Source organism: Pseudomonas uvaldensis, from assembly GCF_021271205.1.
GTDB lineage: Bacteria > Pseudomonadota > Gammaproteobacteria > Pseudomonadales > Pseudomonadaceae > Aquipseudomonas > Aquipseudomonas uvaldensis.
The window spans coordinates 171740-196451 of sequence record NZ_JAIWKS010000009.1 but is presented as its reverse complement, the minus strand read 5'-3'; the positions used below and the strand labels follow the sequence as shown (position 1 = coordinate 196451).

Genomic DNA, 24712 nt, shown 5'->3' with positions numbered 1-24712 from the left:
TGTTTTGATTTCTTCATGGACAGTTCGCCACGGACCTCCTTTGAAGCCTTGACCGTAATTGTCGAAAACGCTCATATTACGAACGTAATTTTTATGACCGGGCGGGAGAGCTGAGATGAGCAATTATGACGTTGTCATTCTGGGCGGCGGGCCCGGCGGCTATAACGCGGCGATTCGGGCCGGCCAGCTGGGCTTGAGGGCTGCTTGCGTCGAAGGTCAGGCCACCTTGGGCGGCACCTGTCTGAATGTTGGCTGCATGCCATCCAAAGCCCTGCTTCACGCCTCGGAACTCTACGAAGCGGCCACGGGTCCGGAATTCGCCAGGCTCGGCATCCAGGTCAGCCCGACCCTCGATCTTTCGCAAATGATGAAACAGAAAGACGAAAGCGTAGCCAGCCTTACCAAAGGCATCGAGTTTCTGTTCCGCAAGAATAAAGTCGACTGGATCAAAGGCTGGGGCCATATCGATGGTCCGGGCAAGGTGACCGTCACCGGCGACGACGACAGCAAAACCCAGCTGGGCGCCAGAGACATCATCATCGCGACCGGCTCCGAACCCATGCCCCTGCCGGGGGTGGAGATCGATAACCAGCGCATCCTCGATTCCACTGGCGCCCTCTCCCTGAGCGAAGTGCCGCGGCATCTGGTGGTGATCGGCGCGGGTGTCATTGGCCTGGAGTTGGGCTCGGTCTGGCGGCGGCTGGGCGCCCAGGTAACGGTCGTGGAATACCTGGATCGCATTTGCCCTGGCACCGATGTCGAAGCCGCGAAAACCCTGCAGCGGGCCTTGGGCAAACAAGGCATCCAATTCAAGCTGGGAGCCAAGGTCACCCGCGCCGTCACTTCGGCAAATGGCGTGCAATTGGAAGTCGAACCGGCAACCGGCGGCGAGATGCAGGTACTGGAGGCCGACTACGTGCTCGTCGCCATCGGCCGTCGGCCTTACACTCGAGGGTTGGGGCTGGAAAATGTCGGATTGAGCACCGATCAACGCGGCATGCTTGCCAACAAGCACCATCGCACCGAAGCGCCTGGCATCTGGGTGATCGGCGACGTGACGTCCGGCCCCATGCTGGCGCACAAGGCCGAAGACGAGGCCATGGCCTGCGTCGAACAGATCGTCGGTAAGACCGGTGAGGTCAACTATGAGCTGATTCCCAGCGTCATCTACACCCGCCCGGAACTGGCCAGCGTCGGCAAGACAGAGGAACAGCTCAAGGCCCAAGGCCGCGCCTACAAGGTTGGCACATTTCCATTCACGGCCAATAGCCGGGCGAAAATCAACCATGAGACCGAAGGTTTCGCCAAGGTGCTGGCCGACGAGCAGACCGACCAGATTCTCGGCGTGCACCTGGTGGGTCCCAGCGTCAGTGAGATGATTGGGGAATATTGCGTAGCCATGGAGTTCAGCGCCTCGGCCGAAGACATCGCCCTGACCTGTCACCCACACCCCACCCGCTCGGAGGCGTTACGCCAGGCGGCGATGAACGTGGAGGGAATGGCGACGCAGATGTAGCGGAGTCAACCCCCGGCAACACCTGCTCGTGATCGCTTTATCGCGAGCAGGCCCGCTCCCAAAGCCGGGGCACTCACCTCGCGCTGGTTATACCCGGTTCTTGCGCCGGCGCCGACTGATCAACCCCAGCGCTATCGCGATCACCAACACCACACCACCGGCCTGCAGCCAGAACTTGTAGGGCCGAAGTGTTGAACGAATCGACTCCAGGGCCTGGGTCGCATAACGTTTGTCCGCCTTGCGGAAATCCGGCTCCTGGCACTGATGACCGAAATCCCCGGCCCAGGTCACGTAAGGCCCTTCCTTCACATACCGCTGATACAACGCGCGCTGATCTTCCAGGCTGGAGTTATACCCCACGGCCTTGCACAACACCGCAGCAAACGCCTGGCTGGTATGGGGCAGGTTGTCCGCCGCCCGACTCGCCAACGCCGTGGCGACAAAACGGTAGTGATAGCGCATGTCTGGCTGGGCGGCGCTGGCTTGTTGGCGTTGCACCTCACCCTCGGCCACCAGCGGCCCGACCTTCAGCTCGACTGGCTCAAGACTGTAGCTGCCCCCCAAGGACGCATAGTCCGGGGCCATCTCGTAGCCGAGCAGTTCCATGCCCCATCGGCGCGCTATCCAGGAAGCATTGAAATAAGCCTCGGCCCGGCGGGTCGGCCACCACTTGGACTCGGCCTGCTGGAGCAACTGGCCGTAGGTCCGGGCTTTCTCCTGCAGATCGGTGTTATCGAAGTACGCCGGAGCCTCGTCGTAGCGTCCTTCGCGCAGCAAGCGGCGACCCAACAGGTTGCGCAGGCTCGCAGCCACCGGTAGTGGCACGTAATTGTCACGGTCCTGCTGGCTCAACGGCGGCGGAGCCGGGACTTGCTGATCGACATATTGTTTCAACTCATCCACCGTCAGCACCCGTTCGGCGACGGTAGCGGCGTCGTACCAGTAATTGCTCTGGCCACGATAAAGCTGATCGAAGGCTTGCAGATAGTCGCCCCGTTGCAGCGCCAGAATCGCACTTTCGCCCTCGATCCGGCACTTGGGCTGTACGACCTCGTAATCCCAATCCGCGTTGCGCCGGCCCCCCCACGTTTCCTCTTGTGGAAAGGCCTGGGCCGCTTTGGCATAGGCCGCTGCCGCCGCTGCTTTATCAGCGTCGCGCAATGCCAGCTTCGCCCGTACCCACCAAGCCAACCCAGTGTCGCCGGCCTTGTCCACGAAAGCCTTGGCGCTGGCGTAATCGCCGTGCTGATAACTGACCGCCGCCAGCCGGTCGGCGTTGTCCAGGCTGCCACGGGTACTGGCTTGCAGCCGCTGGACCAGGCGCTTTTCCCCTGACGGCTCCTCGCCATCCCACCAGCCGACCCGACTGAGCAGATAACCGGTCAGCAGCCGCTGCACTCCTGGGTTTTCGAGCAGCGAGTCCAGGCGCTCGTCCGGCTGCCCCGTCAGGTCGACCGCCAGGTACAACAACGAGCTGTAGCCGACCTGCGAACCTTGCAGTAGCTGGCTCGCGTACAACTCAATGGCACTGTCCCAGTCGTCGGAGGTATAGGCCACCCTGGCTTCTTCGCCAAGGCTGGCGATACCCAGTTCCAGCGGGTCGCTGAAGCCGCCGATACTCAGTTCGCGGGCCTGGCGAAACGCCGCCCTCGCCTGTTCACGCAACGTCGCCGGCTCTCCGCGTCCCGCCTCGGTACTCATCGCGAACAACGACCGGCCCAAGGAGTATGCGGCCCAAGTACTGCGCAGCGGGCGCTGGTCGGCCGGTAATGCCAGCAATTGCTGAAAGGCCTGCGCCGCCTGTTGATGCTCACCGAGATTGAACGCCGCCGCGCCGATGGCATACAGGCGCAGCTCGGCAGGCAGATTAGCGGCTTCGGCTGCGACCTGTTCGATATCGTTCAACGCCCGAACCCGTTCCACCACTGCTTGCTGCGGCGGAGTCAGGCCAATCCGTTCGGCCTGGTCGCGCTGGACGACGTAGGCAGGCTGATCGTCATAGTTGTAGTCCGGGTTCAGAGTCGCCTCGCTGGCCGGCTTGAGCCCGGCGATGGCCTTGCCGAGGCGACTGACCTCGAAGCGAAAGCTGCCTTCGGGCAATTCGCTCAGCGACTGGGCACGGTTATCCAGCAGGCGCACGGGAAATTCCGGACCGCAAGCCAATGCTACGTTCAATGGCAGGCTGAGGCTCAGGCCGAGCAGAAAATGAGGCCATTTAGGGGTGGACATTGAAAGTTCCTTGTTCAATTTTTGTACAGCGTGCCCAGCCGACAGGACGCCGGGCACCGGCGGCCAGGCGGCCCTCCTGAATGCGGGTGAAGGTAAGCAGTCCGGGAGATTGTTGCAACGTGTAACCGGCCAGGGCGTCGACACCATCACACCCATCGGCGGCCAGCGTCAGGCGCCGGGGCCAGGGACTGTCGAGATTTCCCAGGTTAACCAGGCGGATGTCGGACAAACCGCCCTTCTCTTCAAGCTCCAGACCCAGGTGTCCTTCGAGTTTGTCTCCGCGGGCTACCGCCCCCAGGGTTGTCAGGCTCCAGACACGCCGGTCGCCACTCAAGGGCAAGCGGAACCAGATCAAGCCGGCCAAATGTTCCGGCGGATCGGCCCGCAGGCCGGCGGTCAGCCCGGCCACTTGTTGCGGGTCGGCCAGTAACTCCTTGCGCTCGCCGCCCCGGTCGATCGGCACCTCGCTTTCCACCACCGCCGCGCCGTCCTCCTGGCTCAACAGCGCCACACCGTAGGCCGGCAAGGCCAGATAAAAAGGTCGCGTTGTGACACGGCTCCAGCGTTCGGCCCAACGCCTGGCCTGCTTCGGGTCGAACAGTCCCTGCCGCGGATCGCTGACTGCGTGAACTTGCAGCACGCTACTGTCCACCGTTTCCAGCAAACCGGGCAACACAGGGCTGTCGAGCCAGGCCGGTAGCGCGGTGATACTCAGCTGCAGGTCGGCCGGCAGGGTTTGTCGCAACCGGGCCAGGAATATCCGGTAGGCCGGCAGTCGTGCGCTACCGGCGTCGTGATCGATCTCTACCCCGGTCGGCGCCAAACCCTGGGCCCGCCAGTCCTCCAGGACCTGCTGGATCTGCGCGACGATTTCGTCCTGATCCAATGCCCTGAGCTGGCCATCCAGCCGAATCACGGCAATCAGCGGTCGACCATCAGCCCTGAGCAACGCCGCATCGATCCGCGCCCGGCTCCAGCCAGCCTGTGGAAAAGCCTGCAGCGCCAGTATCCGCAGTCCGGAAAAATCCTCGCGACTCTGGCGCAGCGCCGGCCCGTGGGCCGGGATCCATTGGCGTTGCCAGATGTACAGCTGCTGATCGAGAGGGCGAGCCGGAGGTTGCTCACAACCCGATAAAAGTAAAACGGCGAGCGCCAGCGACAGCCGGGATAAATAGCTCATGAGAATTCACTGCATTGCGCGTCGCATCGATACCAAGGGGGACCCGTACCGGCACCCCGCGGCATTTTATGGGGAATCAGACAGCGATCAAGGCTTGCGGGCGATGATCACCTGACTTTTGGCCACCACCCCATCCAGGGCCTGCTTGATCTGCGCGCCTCGAGGCGAGTCGAGCACCGCCTGCCAAGTGTCGGCCCAATGATTGAGCAGCGGATGATCGGCATTGCTGAAATCGACCTTGGCCTCCCAGAACAGCAGCATCCACATTGACCAGTAGAAGCCATATTGGCTATGACTCAACACTTCGAGGCCGGCCTCGCTGACCATCGCCTTGAACTGCTCCTCTCCGATGATGCGGATGTGATTGGGCTTCTGGAAATACTCCGGTGCGGCAATGTCCTTCTGCAATTCCTCGGAGCTGGGGTGCGGCACGCTCAACAGGTACAGCGCACCGGGCCGACCGACGCGTACCAATTCGCGAAGGAACTGCGCCGGGTCGTCGACATGCTCGATCACCTCGGTGGACACAACGCGGGTAGCCGTACCATCGGCGATGGGCAGCGGATTGCAGTCGGTCACGTAGCATTCGATGTCTCGCGCCGGCGTATCGCTCAAGCGTTGGCGCGTGGCCTCGACTTTTGCGGCGTCGATGTCGGCGATGATGATTTTCGCGCCACGCATGCCGCAGAAGTGCACGTTGCCCCCATCGCCGCAGCCTACGTCCAGCAGCGTATCCTCAGGGGTCACCGGGAAGCCGGTGAACAGTTCGCCACTCTGCTGGTTGAACCAGCCGCTGAGCATCGCATCGTGCAGCCCGAGCATGTAAGGATCGACCTTGTCAGCCGCTGGCGTTGCGGGCGCGGGTGTGCCCGTGGTGAGTTTCTTCAGAAGGCTCAGCATGAAGGGGCTCCAGAGACGGGAAGGACGGAACGGGTGACTCGAAGGCGGTCGACCAGTCGAGCGCCACGATTACGCATGGGCATTTCCACCAGCCGGTAGTTGAGTTCGCTCAGCAGTCCGATCAGCGACAAACCACAGGCCAGGGCCAGCCACGGATGGCTGGACATGTCCGGCGACCCCCAGGGGGCAAAACGAAACCACAGTTCGCGCAGCAGGAAAAATACCGGGACGTGGATCAGATAAATCCCGTAGGAACGGCTGCCGACCCAGGCCAGCGCTGTTTTCAGGGGGCTTCGGGGAAGCAGGTAATCCTGGTCGTACGACGCGACCCAGACCAGTACCGTGCTCAGCGCGGCGATGACCCCGAGGCGGTAGAACGACAGATTGAACTGCTCGGTGGCAAGCCAGGCCATGATGCTACCGAGGCCTGCCAGCAACACCACGCCAAGCCCCGGCCGGCGCAACCACTTGGGCTCGAATCGCCAATAACCGGGACGCAGGCTCCAGATAGACAGCAACACCCCCAGCGCCAAGGCATCGGTGCGTATGACCGACAACCACACCGCACGCCAGGTGAAGAATTGCACCAGCACCACCGCCAATAACACCCAGACCAGGTACCGACGCGAAACGAACACCAGCAGGGGCAGGATCAGATAGAACTGTTCCTCCAGCGAGAGCGTCCAGTACACGAAGCTTGCGCCGTATTCATAGCGCATGAACGCGTCGGCAAAGCGCAGGTTGGCAAACTGCAGGACACCGGCCAGGGTGGCCTGGACGTTGGCCTGCACGCTACCGAACGCACCGGAGCGGTTGAAGAAACACACCGCAAGCAGCACCAGCAGCAACCAGAGCCAGGCCGACGGCAACAAACGGAATGCCCGGCGAATCCAGAACGCACGCGTGACGGCCCAGAATTGCCGGGAGCTGTCACAACCGCGCAGTTGCGGGATCAAACTACGACCGATGACGAAGCCCGATATCGCGAAGAAAAGGTCCACGCCCCACCACAATTGGAAGCTACCGGATAGGGCCGCCAGGCCTGGCCATCCCCCCGGGAACGGCATGCCTTGTATGTGATGGAACAGCACGCCCATCACGGCAACGGCACGCAGCAACTCGATGTCCATGATTCGCTTGCTGTTCACGACTGGCCCCCGGATGAAAGGTCGGGTTTACGGGCAATGATGACCTGACTCTTGGGCATGAACCCATCGAGTGCCTGTTTGATCGCCAGGCCATCGGGTTGCGCCAGCAGGGACTGCCAGGCGCTCGCCCACGCCTGCATCAGCGGCGGATACGGGGCCTGGATTCGGTCCCGAACGGCGCCTTCGAGCACGCGCCCGGCCGCTCGTTCACTGGCCCAGAAGAAGATCATGCCCATGACCCAGAAAAAGCCGCTGGCCTGGCGGTGTTCAATGACCAGCCCGGCGCCCTCCACCAGCGCGGCAAACTGCTCGGCGTTGAAGATCTGCACGTGATTGGGGGTCTGGAAATAAGCCGGCGGCGCGATGCCTTGCTGCAAACGCTCGCCCACCGGCGCCGGCACGCTGAGCAGATACTGCGCCCCCGGACGCCCCATGCGCACCAGTTCGGCCATGAACGGCGCCGGTTGGTCGACATGTTCAAGGACTTCCATGCACACGATCTTGCTTGCACAACCATCGGCCAAGGGTAGCGGCAGGCTGTTGCTGACCAATCCCAAGAACGGCGTTGTGCTCGTCCTGGCATGGTCTTCCACCCGACGGGCCAGGTCGCGCACCTTGTCGTACTCGCTGTCGGTAAAGATCACTGACGCCCCCTGGCGCATACCGAACAGCGTCGCCACCCCCTCGCCGCACCCGACATCCAGCAAGGTATCCTCGGCGGTGATGGCGAATCCCTTTAGCAATTCGCCGGTTTCGCTGCGAAACCAGCCATCGAGCATCGCATCGTAGAGCCCCACATCGCGAGGCGATACAGCCACTGTCGCTGGCGGAGGGGGTTCAACGGGGGGCCTGAACCAGGTAAGCAATCGCTGGATCATGGCTGCTGTGCGTTCCGAGTACGCTCGGGCAACTGCTCCAGAAAGCCCCGCAAACGCTGCTCGGCGTTAGCCTGACTGCAGAATTTCTCCAGGCTGCGCACTGCCTGGGCCGACATGCGGCGATAGCGTTCGGGATCGTTCTTCGCCACGTCATAGCTGGCGCGATAGGCTGAACACAGCGAGTCCCAATCCGTGACATAGCGCAGGGTACGAAATGCCGCGCGGGGGTCATGAGGCCAGGCGGTCAGCTCTTCGGTGGAGTCCACCACGAACGCATTGTCGTGATCGATATAATCGGCCATCGCCGTATTCCGCGGCGCGATCGCAGGCCGGCCACAGGACATGAATTCCATCAGTGGCAGGCATTGCCCCTCGCCGTAGGAACTGTTGACCACATAGCGGGTGGCCTCCACCAGCCGCTCGTAGTCCGCGTCCGCCAGATACCCGTGGATCAGCACGATGCGGCAGCGATACGACTGATTCTTGTAGACGTGGTGCAGCATGTCATTGAGCGCTTCGGCGACATCGTGGTGAGTCAGCTTCAGCACCAGTGTCGCGTCGGGAACATCCCGGAACGTGCTGCAAAACGCGCTGATCATGTCTTTCCAGTTCTTGCGACCGTCGTACGGGTTGAACACCGAGGTGTAGATCACACCGTCCAGCAGCAATTCGCAGTCCTGCGCCGGGCCGTCAAGCGTCACCGGGGTGCCAGCCCGATGGGGCGGCGGGCCGTAGGGTCGCAGGTCGGTGGTGCGGCTGTCGATCAACAGGCCGCGCAGTTGCAGGCGCATGTGCTCGACCGTCGGCCTTTGCGCCAGCATCGCACCGCGGGCAGCAAAGCGATCCCAGACCGGCGCGGCGATGGCGACGACAGGGAAATCCGCGCCCATCGTTTCCCGAACGGTGTTGACGGTAAAACTGGAATGGGTGATCGCCATGCCGGTCGCACGAAGAACCGTTCGCCAGTCATGCCGGGGCTCACCCTGCCAGCTTTCGGTGGGAATGGTGCTGAATTCCCAGGCGAACACCGGAACCGTGGGACAGGCGTAGTGGACAGCGGTGCGGTGCGGTGGAGAAAACGACAGGAATACACACCCTTCGCCGCGTTCCTGGCATTGGGCATGAAGCCGATCCACTTCGTCGTCGGGCTGTGTCACCTCGACCACCCGTCCCAGGCGTTCCAACACCGGGCGAAACTCCTTGAGCACGAAGTAATAGCTGTATTCAGGCTTGCCGAGATTTTCCAGGATGTTGCTCTGGTTGGTTTCCGAATAAATGATGATCAGCATGAGGCGGCCCCCGCCTCGATCACGTCCGGCAGCAAATCGTCGCAGTCCGGCAGCGCCAGGAAATTCGCTAGGCGGCGCTGTACCGGGTCGAAGCCGCAATAGTCACGCATGCGCTTGTTCGCAGCCGCTGCCATGGCGTGGTAGGTCTCGGGCTGGTGTCGGGCCAGGGCGTAGCTCTGTTGGTAGGCAAGCTTCAACGACCCCCAGTCGGGCCGGTGGCGCAGGGTTCTGTACAAAATGCGCGAATCCTCCGGCCAGATGGTCGGCTCACGGCTGGACTTGACGATAAAAGCCACCTGGGCGTCGATGTAGTCACGCATCGCCGTGTGGTCCGGCGCGATCGCCGGCCGGGCGCAGGACATGAACTCCATCAGGGGCAGACACAACCCTTCGCAACGGGAGGCATTGACGTAGAAACTCGCCGCACCGTACAGCCGGGCAAACTGCTCGTCCTCCAGAAACCCGTGCATCACCACGACCCGGCAACTGAACGGCGACAGTTGGGACAGCACCGTGAGCAACTCGACGTAATAGGTCGAGAGATCGCTCTGGGTCATTTTCAACACCAGCGTGGCGTCCTCGACGTCCCGCAGGGCCCAACAGAATGCAGTGATGATGTGATGCCAGTTCTTTCTGCCGTCATCGGGGTTGAACACGCTGACATACACCACTCCACTGACCTCGGTTTCAACGACCTGGCTGGTGTCCGGCAGCACCGCTTGAGGATGTTCGGGTGGAGCAAGAGGTGTGGGTGGAGGTGGTTCGACAACGTCCGGCACTGGCGGCGCAACGGGTCCCCTCAGGGTCTTGCTCGCCACGATACGCACAGGCACCGGTACCAGGTCGCGAACCGCTTCGCGATACCAGCACAATAGGTTGTGCTTGATCAGCCAAAGCGGGCCCTGCTCGTTCCCGGCGGAGAAGGCGCGGATGATTTCGCGCAGGTAATGTCGACTGATGAATGCACGACGTCGCCAGGTGGGTGACGGCGGTTCGGCAATCGGCTGCTGGTCAATCGGCTCGGGCGCTTCGGGTACATCAGGCTCCGCCACCGGCTCTTCTTCAATGAGCGGCGCGATCAAGCCGTCGGCCGACAGGCCAAGGGGACGGCTATCAATGATGCACCCCTTGATCTGTAGGACGGTGCCGGGATTGACCGGCGCACTCGGGTACTGTTCACGAATCGCCGCGAAGCGTTCCCAAAGGGGCGTTGGCAGGACCAGCACCGGAAAATCCTCGCCCAGCGACCTGCGAATCGCCTCGGCCGTATGACTGGACAACGTAATGACCCGGCCATGGCGGGCCAGCGTGCGGCTCCAGTCATGACGCAGATCGCCGTCCCAGTGCTCGGCCGGAATCGAGTCGAACTCCCAGGCCACCACGCAAACCATCGGACACAGCAGGTCGGTGGGCGTCTTGTGCGGCGGTGAAAATGAAAGGAACAGGCATTCCTGTCCGGCTTGCCGCAGCGTTTGATACAGCGGATCGACCTCGGCAACCGACGCCACCACATGCACCTGCCCCAGACTTTCCAGCACGGGACGATAAGCCTTGAGCACAAAGTAGTAACTGTACTCAGGACGACCAAGGCTATGGCTGATGGAGTGATCGTTTACGTCCGAGTAAAGAATGAAGTTCATGGCACCTCATCATGAAGTCGCCATCCCGGCAACTCCATTTAATGACGGTCGAGTCACGAAGCGAACCGGCACGTAGCCGCCTTGCTCGATTATCTACCCACCCGTCTCGTTCTTGTTTTTAGTGACCTCCATGCCCCTGCTCGATTCAGGATCGAAACCTGGAGGCATCGTGTCGAGGGGCATTCTAAACATATCCGCGGCCTGTTCGTGAACCGCTTGGCGCGAATAAACCAGCTATAAATACGAGAACTGACCAGTCACGGTCTGCGCTGTTGAAATTGTCGTGAAATTGGCACAAATTGATACCCAAACAACTAAAACAAAAACGCTTCATCTGGGGCTGACTAAGGAAAGGTTTCTTCGAACTTACGGAAACTTCCTACTTATTCGCGACAGACGAAGTTTTGCATCAAGAGGGCTGATGCTTGAAAAAACGTCTGTTCGTTACGGGGCTTGGCGGCTTTGTAGGCCGTCATATCGCGTCTCGTCTGAATGCCCCCGATTCAGCTTGGAAATTAATGCCCGTGGCTGCTCGCTACGACCTGACGGACAGCAAGACCCTGGAAGGTCTATGGCCAGAGCTCCCCGATGCCGTCATTCACCTGGCGGGCCAGACTTTTGTTCCCGAAGCCTTCCGCGACCCCGCACGTACTCTACAAATCAATCTCCTGGGCACACTGAATCTTCTCCAGGCCCTAAAGGCACGGGGTTTTACCGGGACATTTCTGTACGTCAGTTCGGGAGAGGTCTATGGGCAGGTTCGTGATGATGGTTTTCCCATTACCGAACACCAGCCCCCCGCTCCGTGCAACCCATATGCGGTCAGCAAGCTGTCGGCAGAGCTGTTGAGCCTGCAGTGGGGAATCAGTGAAGGCTGGCCGGTCGTGGTGGCGCGTCCGTTCAACCACATCGGTGCCGGGCAGAAAGAACATTTCGTCATTTCCAGCGTCGCACGGCAGATATGCCGTATCCAGCAGAACCTGCAGGCGCCGCAACTCGCCGTGGGCGATATCGATGTTACCCGCGACTTCCTCGACGTTGACGATGTAGTTTCAGCCTACCTCGCTTTGCTGGAGAAAGGAGCGTCCGGTCGAATCTACAACATCTGCTCGGGCCGTGAGCAAAGTGTTCGCAGCCTGATTGAACAACTCGCGGATATCGCTCAGGTCGAAATACAATTGACCCAGGACCCTTCGCGCCTACGCGCGGTCAGCCAGCGTCGCGTCTGTGGTAGCCATGCCAGGCTGCATCAGATCACGGGATGGGAGCCTCGGATTTCAACTCATCAATCCCTGCGAACCATCCTTTCCGACTGGGACATGCGGGTGCGTCAGGAATGAAAAATGTCTGCTTGAAGCGCTGTCATGGCAGGGCCGTCTGATGTTGTTGTCCTTGCATCGCGCATTCTGGGGTTATCGCGGCTTCATCCTGGGCAGCGTCAAGCGTGAGTTCCAGGCGCGTTACCGCAACTCACTCTTCGGCGCACTCTGGACGGTGCTCAATCCACTGTCGATGATCCTGGTGTACACCGTGATCTTTTCCCACATCATGCGTGCGCGTCTGCCGGGTGTGGAGGATGGCATGGCCTACAGCATCTACCTCTGCGCCGGTTTGCTCACCTGGGGTTTCTTCGCGGAAGTCACCACCCGAAGCCAAGGGATGTTCCTGGAAAACGCCAATCTGCTGAAAAAAATCAGTTTTCCCAGGATTTGCCTGCCACTGATCGTGCAGCTCAACGCGGGGATCAACTTTGCGATCATCCTCGGGCTGTTTCTCGGTTTCCTGATGATCTCCGGCCGTTGGCCAGGCATGGCATTGCTGGCATTGGTGCCATTGCTGATCCTGCAGATGCTGTTCGCCGCCGGGCTGGGCTTGTTGCTGGGGATTCTCAATGTGTTTTTCCGTGACGTCGGGCAGTTGTTCGGCATTTGCCTGCAATTCTGGTTCTGGCTCACGCCGATCGTTTACCCCATGACAATCCTTCCACCCTCGATCCAGCAATTGCTGGCCTTCAATCCCATGACGGCGCTGATGCAGAGTTACCAGAACCTGTTCCTGTACAACCAGTGGCCCGTCTGGAGTTCGCTGGCGCCGCTGCTGATCATCGGCTTGTTGCTATGCGTCACAGGCTTGCAGATGTTTCGTCGACGCGGCGGCGAAATGGTGGATGAACTCTGATGGGACAGCTACGCGTCAGCGACCTGGGCAAGGCTTACAAACAGTATCCGAACCGCTGGAGCCGGCTGTTCGAATGGCTGGTTCCCTTTTCCCGGCCACGCCACCAGTTGCACTGGGTCCTGCAGGGTGTGGATTTCGAGATCCAGCCCGGGGAAGCCGTGGGTATCGTCGGGGTGAACGGCGCGGGCAAAAGCACGTTGCTCAAAATGATTACCGGCACCACCCAGCCCACGTGCGGGCATATCCAGGTCCAAGGACGCGTGGCCGCGCTGCTGGAATTGGGGATGGGTTTTCACCCGGATTTCACCGGCCGCCAGAATGCTTTCATGGCGGGCCAGTTGCTGGGTATGCAGGTCGAGGAGATCGAAGCATTGATGCCCCAGATCGAAGGGTTCGCCGAGATCGGCGAAGCCATCGACCAGCCGGTACGTACCTATTCCAGTGGCATGCAGATGCGCCTGGCGTTCAGCGTCGCCACCGCCCGGCGACCGGATATCCTGATCGTCGACGAAGCCCTGTCGGTGGGCGATGCGTACTTCCAGCACAAGAGCTTCGAGCGCATACGCAGCTTTCGCAAGGCCGGGACAACGCTGTTGATCGTGTCCCACGACCGCTCGGCGATCCAATCGATCTGCGACACCGCCATCCTGCTCGAACACGGGCGCATGGCCATGCGCGGCAAGCCGGAAGAAGTGATGGACTACTACAACGCCATGCTGGCCCAGCGTGAAGGCCAGGTGGTCCGCCAGGAAATGCTCGCCAACGGCCAGGTACGCACCATTTCCGGTACCGGCGAGGCCGGCATCCTGGATGTGCAATTGCTAAATAGCCATGGACAGCCGGTGGAAATGGCTGAAGTCGGCCAGCCGATGGTCCTGCAGGTCCGCGTTGAGGTCCGCAAGGATATCGAACGGCTGGTGCTGGGTTTCCTGATCAAGGATCGCCTCGGGCAGCCCATGTACGGCATCAACACCCATCGTCAGGACCAGGCCGTTACCGATCTTATGGCGGGCGAACAGGTCACCTTCCGTTTCAGTTTCGACATGCGCCTGGGTAAAGGCAACTATTCCATTGCGCTGAGCTTGTCGCGTCTGGATTCGCATCTGGACCGCAACTTCGAGTGGCGCGACTACGGGCTGGTGTTCCACGTCATCAACAATCGCCAGGAAGACTTTGTCGGCTGTTCCTGGCTTCAGGCCAGTACCAGCATTCAACGCCAGGCACTGCCCACCGTCGAAGCATTACCGCAAAAGGAGCTGCCATGACCCGCCTGCTGGTGGAGTGCACTTATGTTTATGAAAACCCGAAAGCCAATTCCGGGATCCAGCGAGTCGTGCGCAATGTCATCCGCGAACTGCCGGCGAACGATCAGGGGCGTGAATGCCTGCCCGTCGTGATGCTCAGGGGCAAGCTGTACGAAGTAAAAAGCCTGGCACCGTTGCCTGACAAAGGGCTGGACCTGGTCAGCCTGCGCGGACGGCTCGAACAGGCAGCTAATCTCTTCTGGCTCCGACAGCGGACCCTGGAATCCCGGCGTCCTTTCAGTCAGTCGCGGTGGGCCCGACGCCTGTTGTATATCGGCTGCAGGCTGTTTGCCTTCGGCTGTCTGAGCATTCCGATTCGCTTGATCGATCGCCTCCTCAAGCATAAACCGGCCCCAACGCGCATCGTGCCGCTGCAGCACCGGGACGGCGACACACTGGTGTTGCTGGACTCTTCCTGGCATGCGGATTTCTTTCCGCTGGCCGAACAGCTCAAGCGCGATGGCGTCGGGATCGTTTCGGTGGTCTACGACCTGATTCCCCTGACCCACCCGCAGTTCTGTGACGAAGGATTGGTCAAGGTGTTCAACCGTTGGTTCGACTGGATTGCCAGCACTGCCGACGGCTACATCGCCATCTCCACCACTATCCGGGACCAGGTTCGCCAGGAAATGGTGCGTCGCATTGGTGAACAACGCGTGCGCGAACGCTGGTTCGACTATTTCCATCTGGGCAGCGAACTGGACCTGATTGACGCCGACAGCACCATCGATAGCGATCTACAACGACTGTTCGAGCAGCCCGAACCGGTGTTTCTCATGGTCAGTACCATCGAACCGCGCAAGAATCATGCGTACCTGCTGGATGCATTCGAGCGCGCCTGGGCGGCCGGCTCACAGGCACGACTGTGCATCATCGGGAAGATTGGCTGGAAGTGCGAGGCCCTGATTGAACGCATCCGGCGCCACCCGCAGCTGGACCATCGGCTGTTCATGTTCAACGATGCTTCGGACCAGAGCCTGGAGCATGCTTACCGACACGCCACGGCGCTGGTGTTTCCCTCCTATGTGGAAGGCTTTGGTCTGCCACTGGTCGAAGCCATGCAGCGCGGATTGCCGGCGATGGGCAGCGACATCGAGGTGTTTCGGGAGATCGGTGGAGAATTCATGGTCTATTTCGACCTGGATGATCCCCAAAGCCTGGCGAACCTGGTCGTCGACATGGAACGCAGCGGGGTATTCCCGGCCAATCGCTCCCTCGATCAGTGGCATTGGTTGAGCTGGAGCCAGGCCAGTGAACAGTTGATCGAGCGCATCGAACGACATACCGGGACTGTGGTTCCCGACAGAGAAACCGTATGCGGATAGCCTTCAACGCGCGAATCCTTCAGGCCCCGCGTACCGGCATCGGCCAGTATGTGGCCGAACTGGCAACTGCCCTGTTCCAAGAGCCTGACGTGCATTTGTCCTTATTTCATGGCTGGGGTTGGAGCTCACAGTTACCCCAGGCGGCCATGCCGGGTTACTCGCGCCTGACGCCCCTGCTTCGACAAGTTCCGGGAGCGTATCGGGCACGGCGCTGGATGGAACAGAAACGCTTCGATCAGGGCCGCTCCCAGGCCATCGATCTGTATCACGAACCCAGCCTGTGGCCGCTGTCCTTTGATGGTCCGACCGTCATGACCCTGCATGACCTGACCCATGTCCGGTATCCCGAGACACAACCGCCAGCAAGGCTCAAGGAAATTGAGCGACGACTGACTCGTGCGGTAGAACAGGCACAAGTGATCATGACCGTTTCGCAGTTCATCGCCGATGAAACTCGGCAGTATTTCGGACTTCCAGCCGAACGCGTCAGGGTCGCCCCGTTGGGGGTTTCGGCACGTTTCCATCCGCGCGACCCCGAAACCATCGACAGAGTACTCAAGACCCATGGTCTGGAAGCGGGTGGTTATTTCCTATGTGTCGGCACCCTGGAGCCACGCAAGAACCTGCCGCTGGCCCTGCGCGCCCATGCCGAATTACCTGAATCCATCCGTCAGGCTTTTCCATTGGTCATTGTCGGGATGAGCGGATGGCAACAGTCGCAACTCAATGACGAGTTGAAAAGCGCCATGGCCAGCGGTCATGTTTGCCTGGCAGGTTATCTGCCTGATGAAGAGGTCGCCCATTTGCTTGCGGGCGCACGGGCATTGATCTTCCCGTCATTGTATGAGGGCTTTGGCCTGCCGGTGCTCGAAGCCATGGCCAGTGGCACGCCAGTGATCACGACACGCTGCTCGGCGATGCCGGAAGTGGCTGGCGCGGCGGGCAATTATTGCGAAACTGACGATCCGCAAGGCATGCGCGACGCCATGTGCCGGTTGATAGAAGACCGCTTGCACTGGCAGGCCTGTCGGGAAGCGGGCTTGCAGCAAGCAGCACTTTTCTCCTGGGAACGGTGTGCGAAGGTGACCGTCCAAGCGTATCGCCAGGTCCTGGGAGGCTGAATGCGAGTCCTGCATTTTTACAGAACCTACTTGCCCGACTCCATGGGCGGCATTGAGCAGGTTATATTCCAACTGTGCGACAGCACTGACCGATTGGGCGTCGACAACACGGTGTTGACTCTGAGCGAGCACCCCGCCCCCGATCCGATCAGGATACGGGAGCATGAGGTTCATCAAGCCAGACTGAACTTCCAACTCGCTTCCACGGGATTTTCCTACAGCGCCCTTAAAAAATTCCGCGAACTGGCCGCCCAAGCAGATGTGATCAATTACCACTTCCCTTGGCCGTTCATGGATCTGGTTCACTTTTTCAGTGCCGTCAAGAAACCCTACGTGGTTACCTACCATTCCGACATCATTCGCCAGAAGCATCTTTTGATGCTGTATCGCCCCCTGATGCGACGCTTTCTGAACGGTGCCGATCGCATCGTTGCGGCGTCACCCAACTACGTACATACCAGCGAAGTACTCAAGGCGTACCGTGATAAGACCCGGATCATCACCTATGGCTTGAACAAAGCGAGTTATCCACAACCTGACGCCGAACGCATGGCGAGGTGGAAGGCAAAGCTGGGCGATCGCTTCTTCCTGTTCGTCGGTGTGATGCGTTATTACAAGGGCCTGCATATCCTGCTCGATGCTCTTGAAGGCGTGGACTACCCCGTGGTTATCGTGGGGGCCGGCCCGTTGGAAAAAGAGCTGCACGCCCAAGCCGCGGCGCTGGGCCTGCATAACGTACATTTCCTTGGATTCCTCGGAGATGAAGACAAGGTAGCCCTGCTGGAGCTGAGCTACGCCATCGTATTTCCTTCGCACCTGCGCTCCGAAGCCTTCGGGATCTCCCTGCTCGAGGGCGCAATGTACGGCAAGCCGATGATTTCCAGCGAGATTGGCACGGGCACCAGCTACATCAATATCCACAACGAAACCGGCCTTGTCGTCCCCCCCAGCCAGCCCGAAGCGTTCCGGGAGGCGATGCACACCTTGTGGGAAAACCCCACCAGGGCCCAGGAAATGGGTATCAAGGCGCAAGCCCGCTACAAACAGCTATTTACCGCTGAAGAAATGGGCCGCAAATGGGTGGAGTTGTACGAAGGGTTGCTGCAGGAAAAAGCGCTCAGCTATGCATGAAGGCATGGCAACAAGAGGGCAAGCCAAAGGGTGAGAGGAACCATCCCCCACCCCGCTGATGGCTGCTACTTCAGGCATGCCCTTGCAAACCCACGGCTGTACGCGGCATGCCCACGAACCCTGGCAACGCTTCGATTCGCGCCAGCCAGGCACGCACATGGGGATAGGGCTCGAGCGACACATTGCCCTCCGGTGCATGGGCAATGTAGGTGTACCCAGCAATATCGGCGATGGTCACAGTATTTCCCGCCAGGTAGGCACTGGCGCTCAGATGCTGGTCGACGACCTTGAGCAGCGCGTGAGATCGGGCTATCACCTCTTCAGCGTTGTACGAAGCACCGAACACCGTGATCAGGCGCGCCGTAGCCGGCCCCGCGTGAATCGGTCCGGCGGCTGCCGACAGCCAGCGCTGTACCTGGGCGGCACCGACCGGATCGGTGGGCAGCCAGCGACCTGCGCCATATTTTTGTGCCAGGTACACCAGAATGGCATTGGAATCGGCCAGTATCACACCGTCGTCGTCGATGACCGGCACCTGCCCGAACGGGTTGATGGCCAGGAAATCCGGCTGTTTGTGCGCACCCTTGGCCAGGTCGACGAAGACCACCTCGACAGGCAGTTCCAGCAGTGAAAGCATCAGTTGGACGCGATGGGCATGGCCGGACAGGGGAAAATGATAAAGCTTGATGGGTTTCATGGGACGACTCCGCTGCAAAGTGACGCCATCAGCAGAACGGCGTCGATGGGCTCATCTTCCCCTTCAAGCGAAAGCTAGAGAATGACCCGAAAACGCAATCCATCATTTCACCACGAGAAATAATACTTCAGCCTCTCAAGGCCGGGTGTTTACGCAGCGCGTTAACCGTGAAGTCGACAAAACTGCGAACCCGCGCCGGCGCGTTGCGCCCTCCCTGATACACCACATGAATCGGCAGCGGCGGCAGTTCGAAATCGGCCAGGACGATCTCCAATGCACCGCTCTCGACTTCACTTGCAACCTGATAAGACAGGACACGCGTCATCCCCAGGCCTCGGCAGGCTGCGGTGATGGCGGCCTGGTTAGCCGTAACCACCAGCCGGGGCGCCGGTCGGACCGTCAACGATTGTCCAGCATCGAGGAAAGTCCAGTTCCTGATCTGGCCAGTGGCCGACGACGCCACGATCGGCATTCGTTCCAAATCCTCAGGATGCCGCGGCCGGCCATGGCGAGTGAAAAAATCTGGAGATGCGCAAACCACGCGTCGCACTTCTCCGACACGTACGGCGTGCTGGCTGCTGTCCGGCAACTCGCCAATACGCACGGCTACGTCCATGCCCTCCTCGACCATGCTGACTATTCGATCCAGCAGCAAGGCGTTGACGCTGACGTCGGGGTACTGCTGCAGATAGTCCACCAGCACCGGCGTAACGAATGACTGGCCAAACAACACGGGCGCGGTCATCGTCAGCTGTCCGCGGGGCTGGGCGTGACTGCCGGCGGCCGAGTCTTCGGCTTCCTGCAAATCGCCCAGGATCCGCCGGCAGTCTTCAAGAAAGCGCTGACCTGCCTCGCTCAAGTACACGTTACGAGTGGTGCGTACCAGTAAAGGCGTACCGATGCGTTGTTCCAACGCCGCCACCGCACGCGTGACGCTCGCCGCCGACAGACCCAGGCGCCGCGCTGCGGCGGAAAAACCCGCATCCTGGGCGACGGCGACAAACACCTGCATTTCCTGAAACCTGTCCATCCATCCCCCGACGAGAAATCCTGATACAAGTTTTGTGCGCCCCCGAAGCCGCGCCGCACGGCCATTGTAGAGCCTTGGGCAAGCGAACCACAGCGCAACGCGCCAGCACGACCGGCCATTGGCGGCTTCGCTTGTTACCATTCCCTTTCCTATGACTCGTTAAACCCTGTGGAGCAAGCCTGCTTCCCGGGATTGATATGTGGCTGACTTCATCGAAAGGCCTGTTTCATGATCAAGATTTACCGTGCTCTAAGCCATCCCCTGGCGTCCCTCATAACCCTGGTCGGATGCGTATTGCTCGTTCCCCTGGTGCTGCGCCTGACATTGGGCTGGTCCGATCCCTTGGGTTATCTGTCGGACCTGGGCAGCGGCGGGTTGCTGATCGCGTTGCTTCACCGCCGCTCCGGGTGGCTGGTATTGCCTGTGCTGCTGGCCTGGAGTGCACTGACACTGGCCAATATCGAACTGATCAGCGCGGTCGGGCGAATGCCCAACCTGTCGGACCTGCATTACCTGCTTGACCCACAATTCGTTGAAAACTCCACCAGCGGCGGTTTCGCCCATCCTTGGCTGGCAACACTCCAGCTGGCGACGCTGGTGCTCTGGCTGGCGGCCCAGCGAACTAGCCCGCCGCGCCTGGCGCCCCCCTTACCACGCCAAGCCTGGGCGTTGCCGATGCTGTTGTTGTTGGTACACGGCGCGGTGCAATCCTGGCGTCCGAGTGAGGCAGACCAGTGGAACCTGTTCAACCTGCCCCATCAGCTTGTGACCGCCGGCATCGCCGCCGGGCAGGAACGGGCCCAGCTCTGGCTGGAAGGCGATGAAGCCACCCTCGCCCCGTCAATGGAGGGCCTCACCCGGCTTGACCTCGAGGGACAAAAGCTGTTGGCCGCACCAGGCCAGGCGCACAACGTTCTGATCATTGCCCTGGAAGGCATTCCCGGCGCCTATATCAATGCCAACCGCCAGGCATTGAACAGCAGCTACCGGGAAAACCTGATGCCGCACCTCAGTGCCTGGGCCGAACGCGGCATGAACACGCCCGATTATGTCCTGCACAGCCACCAGACCATCCGCGGTCTCTATGCGATGCTATGTGGCGACTACGACAAGCTCGACGACGGTACGCCCAAAGGCATCGAGATGCTGAACCAGACCCATCGCAACCGGGCGTGCCTGCCGGCCCAGCTGCGCCAGCACGGCTTCTCGACCCATTTCCTGCAAGGGGCTGGCCTGCGCTTCATGGCCAAGGACCGGATCATGCCCCACATCGGTTTCGACACGACCCTGGGCATGGAATGGTTCACTCGTCCGGCTTATCTGGAGTTCCCTTGGGGCAGGGACGACAAGAGCTTCTTCGAGGGCGCGCTGGACTACGTCGGGCAACTGCAACAAGCCGACAAACCCTGGATGCTCACCTTGCTGACAGTGGGCACGCACCAGCCTTATTCTGCGCCGGACGACTACCTGCAACGCTACGACTCCGCCAAGCAGGCCGCCGTCGGTTATCTGGACGATGCGCTGGATGCGTTCCTGGTGAACCTGGAGAGACAGGGCGTTCTGGAAAATACCCTGGTGGTCATTACCTCGGACGAGTCCCACGGGCTGGAAGACGTGCGCCTGGCATCGTCCTGGGGGTTCAACCTGATGTTGGCGCCAGAGCCCCTGCCCAGAATCAAGCGCGGTGTTCATGGCCATGTGGACCTGACTGCCTCGGTGCTCGATTATTTCGATTTCCCGGTGCCCTCGTCCTTGTCCGGGCGCTCGATGTTCCGCGATTACACGACCGGTCGGCAAATCATGTCGTTCACCAACGGCAAACTGCGCTATCACGACGGCAAGGACACGTTCACCGAATGCGACTTCCTGCAGCGCTGCCGTGATTACCGCAGCGAAGGTTTCATCGCTGATCAAGCCAACTATGCCGGACAATACAGCGGTCAGCGTGCAAGACTGGTTGCGGCGCGGGCCACGGCCTTGGGCCAGAGCCTGTCAGCCACCGCCCTGAACCAGCGCTATCAGTTCGGCAGCAACGAAAAAATCCCGCTTCCGGCCCAGGTCTCCAATGATTGGACCGACAACCTCATCGGCGCCCAATACCTGGAGATGCCCAAAGGTTCGCAAACGCGCGTCAGCCTGACCATTCGCGCCGTGGAGCCAGACCATGCCGCCTACATCTCCCTCAAGGCCAAGGAGTTCGAACGGGATGTGCCGATGGACCTGCCGACAGACGTCGCGGTCACTCCCGAGCAGCCGTTGGTGATGAACATCAGCTTCGACAACCCGCAACCACGCAAGGCGTTTTCCTTTCACCTGCTCGGCCATGGCGTCGGCGCCATTGAGATTTCCGATTTCAGCGTCGTGACCGAACTGCCCGATCAAACGGACCAACCAGAGTACCTGGACGACATGCAGGATGAGGGCGAGCCCCAGTCCAGTTGAGCCATAGGAAGATCTAATCCAACAACCGGTGCAGCTTGGCGTACTGCAGCAACATGATGGTCTTGCCGTCGCAGATCTCACCGGTTTCGATCATGCCCAAGGCCTGGTCGAGGGACATTTCCAACACCTCGATCTCCTCGCCTTCCGCTTCGACGCCGCCGCCTTCGTGCTTTCGGTCCTCGTCGAAATATTCGCCCACGAAGAAATGTATGCGCTCGGTCACCGATCCCGGGCTCATGAAGGCCTCGAACACCTTGCGCACGTTCTGGATGACATAGCCGGTTTCCTCCTGGGTTTCCTTACGGATGCAGGTGTGAGGATCGTCGTTATCCAGCAGGCCGGCGCAGGTTTCGATCAACAGGTCGTCATGGCCATTGACGAAGGCAGGGAAGCGAAATTGCCGGGTCAGGACCACAGTCTGCTTGGCCCGGCTGTACAGCAGGATGGTGGCGCCGTTGCCACGGTCATAGGTTTCGCGGGTCAGCTCGCGCCATTGGCCGTCGCGGCCGAGATAGTCATAGGTTGTCTTGCGCAGCACGTACCAATTGTCCGAGAGGACTTCGACGTTCTTGATGCGTACGCGGTCTTTGGTGCTGATAGCCTGTGTCATTCACCCGCTCCATTCTTCGATTATTCGTTCAACACGCCGGGACCCGCGGCAGCGCTCGTTTGTGAGCCGTCTTGAGGTAAGCGTGTTCGATGATCTGACGGACCTGAGGCGAAACCTCTTCACCCATCAGGTACGCATCGATGTCCTCGTAAGTGCATCCATACGCCGCTTCATCCAGCTTGCCCGGCGCCAGGTCTTCCAGATCCGCAGTGGGCGCCTTGCGTACCAGATGCGTGGGCGCGCCCATCGCCTCGGCCAGCAACCGTACCTGAGTCTTCGTCAGACCGGATAGCGGCGCCAGGTCGCACGCGCCGTCACCGAACTTGGTGAAGAAGCCCATCACCGCCTCTGCCCCATGATCGGTGCCCACCACCAACCCATTGCTGAAATTGGCGATCGCATACTGCGCCAGCATCCGCGCCCGGGCCTTGACGTTGCCTTTGGCAAAGTCGGTGAGTTCGGCCGATGGCTCCAAGCCGTCGATGGCGATACTGTCCATCAACCCGTCGACACAAGCGGCAATGTTGCTGGTGGTAATCAGGTCCGGGCGGATGAAGTCCAGGGAAGCCTGGGCGTCCTGTTCATCGGCCTGGGTCTTGTAAGGCAGCCGGACGCCAATAAAACGCGCTTCGTAGTCTTCATCCCGCAGTTGCTCCACCGCCAACTGACACATCCGTCCGGCGGTAAGAGAGTCGACACCGCCACTGATGCCCAACACCAGAGATTTACAGCCCGACTCACGCATCACCTGTTTTATAAACCCGACGCGGCGGGCAATTTCAGTTTGTTCGCCACCCGGTTTGAGTTGGCGGTCAATGCCCAGTTCCCGGGCGATGGTGTTTTGCTGAAGCGAAGTCATATCAGGCTCCCAATTGCGGATTGATCAGGGCGACGTTGAATACTTGCGCGGCGTAGCGCAGGAACGAGGCATCTTCACAGACATTCTTGATGGGATCGTCGGAGAACTTAACCACCGGCTCGCCATGGACCCGCACCAGTTTCATGACGATGCTCAACGGCTCGACACCCTCGACATCGCAGGCCAGGCTGGTGCCCATGCCAAAGCCGAATTTGGCCTTGCCGCGAACATGACGCAGGATCGGCAGGCATTTTTCGAAATTCAAACCATCGGAGAACATCAGGTCCTTGGTGCGTGGGTCGACGCCCAGTTCCTGATAACGCTGCAGCACCTTGTCAGCCCAGACAATAGGATCACCGGAATCCTGGCGCAGGCCGTCATAGAGCTTGGCAAAGTACAGGTCGAAGTCCTTGAGGAAAAAATCGGTGCTGATGCAGTCCGTCAGTGCGATACCGAGCCGGCCACGGTATTCGCGCACCCAGTTTTCCAGCGCCGCGTTCTGGCTCTCGCGCAGCCGCCCCAGTTGCTGGTGCACCATCAGCCACTGGTGGGCCATGGTGCCGATCAGCGGTAGATCGAATTCGTAAGCCAGGTGGGCGTTACTGGTGCCGACAAACACCCCGGGAAAATCGTTGCGCATGACATTCACCACTTCCCGCTGGGCCCTGAACGACAAGCGCCTGCGGGTGGAGAAATCCGAAACGCGAAACTCGGCCAGTTCCTCCCGGCTGGCGTTTTTCTCCAGCCATTCGAATTTCTGATACAGCTTGCGGGTCACGTCGGCCAGCTCGACTTCGGGATACTTTTCACGGTTGCGCAGTTCGCTGACCATTGCCAGGACCGGTTGCTCGAACATGATGCAGTGCAGCATCGGACCCCGGACACGAATGTGCAGTTGACCGTCGACTTCCGAAACGTGGATGTAACGCAGGTTGAAGCGAAACAGGCCGAGGAACTGCTCGAAGTCCGGAGTCAGGTACTCACGGAAGCGTTTGTTGAACAGAAACCGTTGTTCCCCCTCGCGTAGTTGCAACCCGGCCAGTTTCTCCAACTCGATACGAATGTCGGGGATCAGGTGACCCAACCGCTCCTTGGAACGCACGATGAACTGGTATTCCACCTCCACGTTCGGGTGCTGGTGCAAGACTGCCTGCATCATGGTGAAGGTGTAGTAATCGGTATCCAGGAGGCTCTGGATGACACCGTTGCTTGAATCGAATGCGCTGTCCATGTCG

At 60.3% G+C, this 24712-nt stretch carries 20 protein-coding genes; 8 read left to right on the top strand and 12 right to left on the bottom strand.

Annotation, left to right across the window (positions count from 1 at the left end; all coding sequences use genetic code 11):
• The first annotated feature begins 115 nt into the window (after window positions 1-115).
• Window positions 116-1516: a dihydrolipoyl dehydrogenase gene (gene lpdA, locus LCU97_RS20700; RefSeq protein WP_232777623.1), complete on the top strand. Its 1401-nt coding sequence runs from the start codon at window positions 116-118 to the stop codon at window positions 1514-1516.
• Window positions 1517-1603: 87 nt separating this feature from the next.
• Here lpdA and LCU97_RS20695 read toward each other — a convergent pair whose 3' ends face one another.
• The 7 genes from LCU97_RS20695 to LCU97_RS20665 all read right to left on the bottom strand — a co-directional run bounded on the left by LCU97_RS20695 (window position 1604) and on the right by LCU97_RS20665 (window position 10780).
• Entirely contained in the window at window positions 1604-3745 is a 2142-nt protein-coding gene (locus LCU97_RS20695; RefSeq protein ID WP_053149134.1) for a hypothetical protein, read from the bottom strand.
• Window positions 3732-4925, bottom strand: a complete 1194-nt coding sequence (locus tag LCU97_RS20690) for a DUF3142 domain-containing protein (RefSeq protein ID WP_053149137.1) — start codon at window positions 4923-4925, stop codon at window positions 3732-3734. Before LCU97_RS20690 ends, LCU97_RS20695 begins: the two co-directional genes overlap by 14 nt.
• Before the next feature lie 87 nt (window positions 4926-5012).
• The gene (locus LCU97_RS20685) at window positions 5013-5825 is read right to left on the bottom strand and encodes a class I SAM-dependent methyltransferase (protein ID WP_232777622.1); all 813 of its coding nucleotides are present in this window, start codon (window positions 5823-5825) and stop codon (window positions 5013-5015) included.
• Window positions 5819-6973 carry an acyltransferase family protein gene (locus tag LCU97_RS20680; protein WP_232777621.1) on the bottom strand — a complete coding sequence of 385 codons (1155 nt, stop codon included), beginning with the start codon at window positions 6971-6973 and terminating at the stop codon, window positions 5819-5821. The genes LCU97_RS20685 and LCU97_RS20680 overlap by 7 nt, the downstream gene beginning before the upstream one ends.
• On the bottom strand, window positions 6970-7851 hold the full coding sequence (locus tag LCU97_RS20675) for a class I SAM-dependent methyltransferase (RefSeq protein ID WP_053149146.1): 882 nt from the start codon (window positions 7849-7851) through the stop codon (window positions 6970-6972). Before LCU97_RS20675 ends, LCU97_RS20680 begins: the two co-directional genes overlap by 4 nt.
• Window positions 7848-9140, bottom strand: a complete 1293-nt coding sequence (locus LCU97_RS20670; protein ID WP_232777620.1) for a glycosyltransferase — start codon at window positions 9138-9140, stop codon at window positions 7848-7850. Before LCU97_RS20670 ends, LCU97_RS20675 begins: the two co-directional genes overlap by 4 nt.
• A complete protein-coding gene (locus LCU97_RS20665) occupies window positions 9134-10780 on the bottom strand; it encodes a glycosyltransferase (RefSeq protein WP_232777619.1) in 1647 nt (548 codons plus the stop codon). The genes LCU97_RS20670 and LCU97_RS20665 overlap by 7 nt, the downstream gene beginning before the upstream one ends.
• Window positions 10781-11205: 425 nt before the next feature.
• Here LCU97_RS20665 and LCU97_RS20660 point away from each other — a divergent pair, with 425 nt between their 5' ends.
• Genes LCU97_RS20660 through LCU97_RS20635 form a run of 6 tightly spaced genes read left to right on the top strand, consistent with a single transcriptional unit; the run spans window position 11206 to window position 17839 of the window.
• Complete coding sequence (locus LCU97_RS20660) at window positions 11206-12120, top strand: GDP-mannose 4,6-dehydratase (protein ID WP_232777618.1); 915 nt, start codon at window positions 11206-11208, stop codon at window positions 12118-12120.
• Window positions 12121-12160: 40 nt separating this feature from the next.
• The gene (locus LCU97_RS20655) at window positions 12161-12958 is read left to right on the top strand and encodes an ABC transporter permease (protein WP_232777617.1); all 798 of its coding nucleotides are present in this window, start codon (window positions 12161-12163) and stop codon (window positions 12956-12958) included.
• Window positions 12958-14223 (top strand): ABC transporter ATP-binding protein, encoded by a 1266-nt coding sequence (locus LCU97_RS20650; RefSeq protein WP_232777616.1) that lies wholly within the window; start codon window positions 12958-12960, stop codon window positions 14221-14223. The genes LCU97_RS20655 and LCU97_RS20650 overlap by 1 nt, the downstream gene beginning before the upstream one ends.
• Window positions 14220-15587: a glycosyltransferase family 4 protein gene (locus LCU97_RS20645; protein ID WP_232777615.1), complete on the top strand. Its 1368-nt coding sequence runs from the start codon at window positions 14220-14222 to the stop codon at window positions 15585-15587. The genes LCU97_RS20650 and LCU97_RS20645 overlap by 4 nt, the downstream gene beginning before the upstream one ends.
• Window positions 15578-16708 carry a glycosyltransferase family 4 protein gene (locus LCU97_RS20640; RefSeq protein ID WP_232777614.1) on the top strand — a complete coding sequence of 377 codons (1131 nt, stop codon included), beginning with the start codon at window positions 15578-15580 and terminating at the stop codon, window positions 16706-16708. Before LCU97_RS20645 ends, LCU97_RS20640 begins: the two co-directional genes overlap by 10 nt.
• Window positions 16709-17839, top strand: a complete 1131-nt coding sequence (locus LCU97_RS20635) for a glycosyltransferase family 4 protein (protein WP_232777613.1) — start codon at window positions 16709-16711, stop codon at window positions 17837-17839. It begins immediately after the preceding gene.
• Between the two features lie 70 nt (window positions 17840-17909).
• Here LCU97_RS20635 and LCU97_RS20630 read toward each other — a convergent pair whose 3' ends face one another.
• Window positions 17910-18536, bottom strand: coding sequence for a glutathione S-transferase family protein (locus LCU97_RS20630; protein ID WP_053149178.1), 627 nt, complete (start codon window positions 18534-18536; stop codon window positions 17910-17912).
• A gap of 127 nt (window positions 18537-18663) precedes the next feature.
• Window positions 18664-19566 carry a LysR family transcriptional regulator gene (locus LCU97_RS20625; RefSeq protein ID WP_053149180.1) on the bottom strand — a complete coding sequence of 301 codons (903 nt, stop codon included), beginning with the start codon at window positions 19564-19566 and terminating at the stop codon, window positions 18664-18666.
• A gap of 228 nt (window positions 19567-19794) precedes the next feature.
• Between LCU97_RS20625 and LCU97_RS20620 the strand changes: the two genes are divergently transcribed.
• Window positions 19795-22008, top strand: a complete 2214-nt coding sequence (locus tag LCU97_RS20620) for an LTA synthase family protein (RefSeq protein ID WP_232777612.1) — start codon at window positions 19795-19797, stop codon at window positions 22006-22008.
• Window positions 22009-22021: 13 nt separating this feature from the next.
• Here the strand turns inward: LCU97_RS20620 and nudK are convergent, their stop codons facing one another.
• Genes nudK through pncB form a run of 3 tightly spaced genes read right to left on the bottom strand, consistent with a single transcriptional unit; the run spans window position 22022 to window position 24708 of the window.
• On the bottom strand, window positions 22022-22618 hold the full coding sequence (nudK, locus tag LCU97_RS20615) for a GDP-mannose pyrophosphatase NudK (protein ID WP_232777611.1): 597 nt from the start codon (window positions 22616-22618) through the stop codon (window positions 22022-22024).
• A 28-nt stretch (window positions 22619-22646) separates the two neighbouring features.
• Complete coding sequence (gene nadE / locus LCU97_RS20610) at window positions 22647-23477, bottom strand: ammonia-dependent NAD(+) synthetase (RefSeq protein WP_232777610.1); 831 nt, start codon at window positions 23475-23477, stop codon at window positions 22647-22649.
• 1 nt (window position 23478) lies between these two features.
• A complete protein-coding gene (gene pncB, locus LCU97_RS20605; protein ID WP_232777609.1) occupies window positions 23479-24708 on the bottom strand; it encodes a nicotinate phosphoribosyltransferase in 1230 nt (409 codons plus the stop codon).
• Window positions 24709-24712: the final 4 nt, after the last annotated feature.

Excerpts from the sequence above, each read along its gene's own strand:
- lpdA (WP_232777623.1), top strand. The coding sequence starts at position 116 with ATGAGCAATTATGACGTTGTCATTCTGGGCGGCGGGCCCGGCGGCTAT.
- LCU97_RS20695 (WP_053149134.1), bottom strand. The coding sequence starts at position 3,745 with ATGTCCACCCCTAAATGGCCTCATTTTCTGCTCGGCCTGAGCCTCAGC.
- LCU97_RS20690 (WP_053149137.1), bottom strand. The coding sequence starts at position 4,925 with ATGAGCTATTTATCCCGGCTGTCGCTGGCGCTCGCCGTTTTACTTTTA.
- LCU97_RS20685 (WP_232777622.1), bottom strand. The coding sequence starts at position 5,825 with ATGCTGAGCCTTCTGAAGAAACTCACCACGGGCACACCCGCGCCCGCA.
- LCU97_RS20675 (WP_053149146.1), bottom strand. The coding sequence starts at position 7,851 with ATGATCCAGCGATTGCTTACCTGGTTCAGGCCCCCCGTTGAACCCCCT.
- LCU97_RS20670 (WP_232777620.1), bottom strand. The coding sequence starts at position 9,140 with ATGCTGATCATCATTTATTCGGAAACCAACCAGAGCAACATCCTGGAA.
- LCU97_RS20665 (WP_232777619.1), bottom strand. The coding sequence starts at position 10,780 with ATGAACTTCATTCTTTACTCGGACGTAAACGATCACTCCATCAGCCAT.
- LCU97_RS20655 (WP_232777617.1), top strand. The coding sequence starts at position 12,161 with ATGTTGTTGTCCTTGCATCGCGCATTCTGGGGTTATCGCGGCTTCATC.
- LCU97_RS20650 (WP_232777616.1), top strand. The coding sequence starts at position 12,958 with ATGGGACAGCTACGCGTCAGCGACCTGGGCAAGGCTTACAAACAGTAT.
- LCU97_RS20645 (WP_232777615.1), top strand. The coding sequence starts at position 14,220 with ATGACCCGCCTGCTGGTGGAGTGCACTTATGTTTATGAAAACCCGAAA.
- LCU97_RS20640 (WP_232777614.1), top strand. The coding sequence starts at position 15,578 with ATGCGGATAGCCTTCAACGCGCGAATCCTTCAGGCCCCGCGTACCGGC.
- LCU97_RS20635 (WP_232777613.1), top strand. The coding sequence starts at position 16,709 with ATGCGAGTCCTGCATTTTTACAGAACCTACTTGCCCGACTCCATGGGC.
- LCU97_RS20630 (WP_053149178.1), bottom strand. The coding sequence starts at position 18,536 with ATGAAACCCATCAAGCTTTATCATTTTCCCCTGTCCGGCCATGCCCAT.
- LCU97_RS20625 (WP_053149180.1), bottom strand. The coding sequence starts at position 19,566 with ATGGACAGGTTTCAGGAAATGCAGGTGTTTGTCGCCGTCGCCCAGGAT.
- LCU97_RS20620 (WP_232777612.1), top strand. The coding sequence starts at position 19,795 with ATGATCAAGATTTACCGTGCTCTAAGCCATCCCCTGGCGTCCCTCATA.
- nudK (WP_232777611.1), bottom strand. The coding sequence starts at position 22,618 with ATGACACAGGCTATCAGCACCAAAGACCGCGTACGCATCAAGAACGTC.
- nadE (WP_232777610.1), bottom strand. The coding sequence starts at position 23,477 with ATGACTTCGCTTCAGCAAAACACCATCGCCCGGGAACTGGGCATTGAC.
- pncB (WP_232777609.1), bottom strand. The coding sequence starts at position 24,708 with ATGGACAGCGCATTCGATTCAAGCAACGGTGTCATCCAGAGCCTCCTG.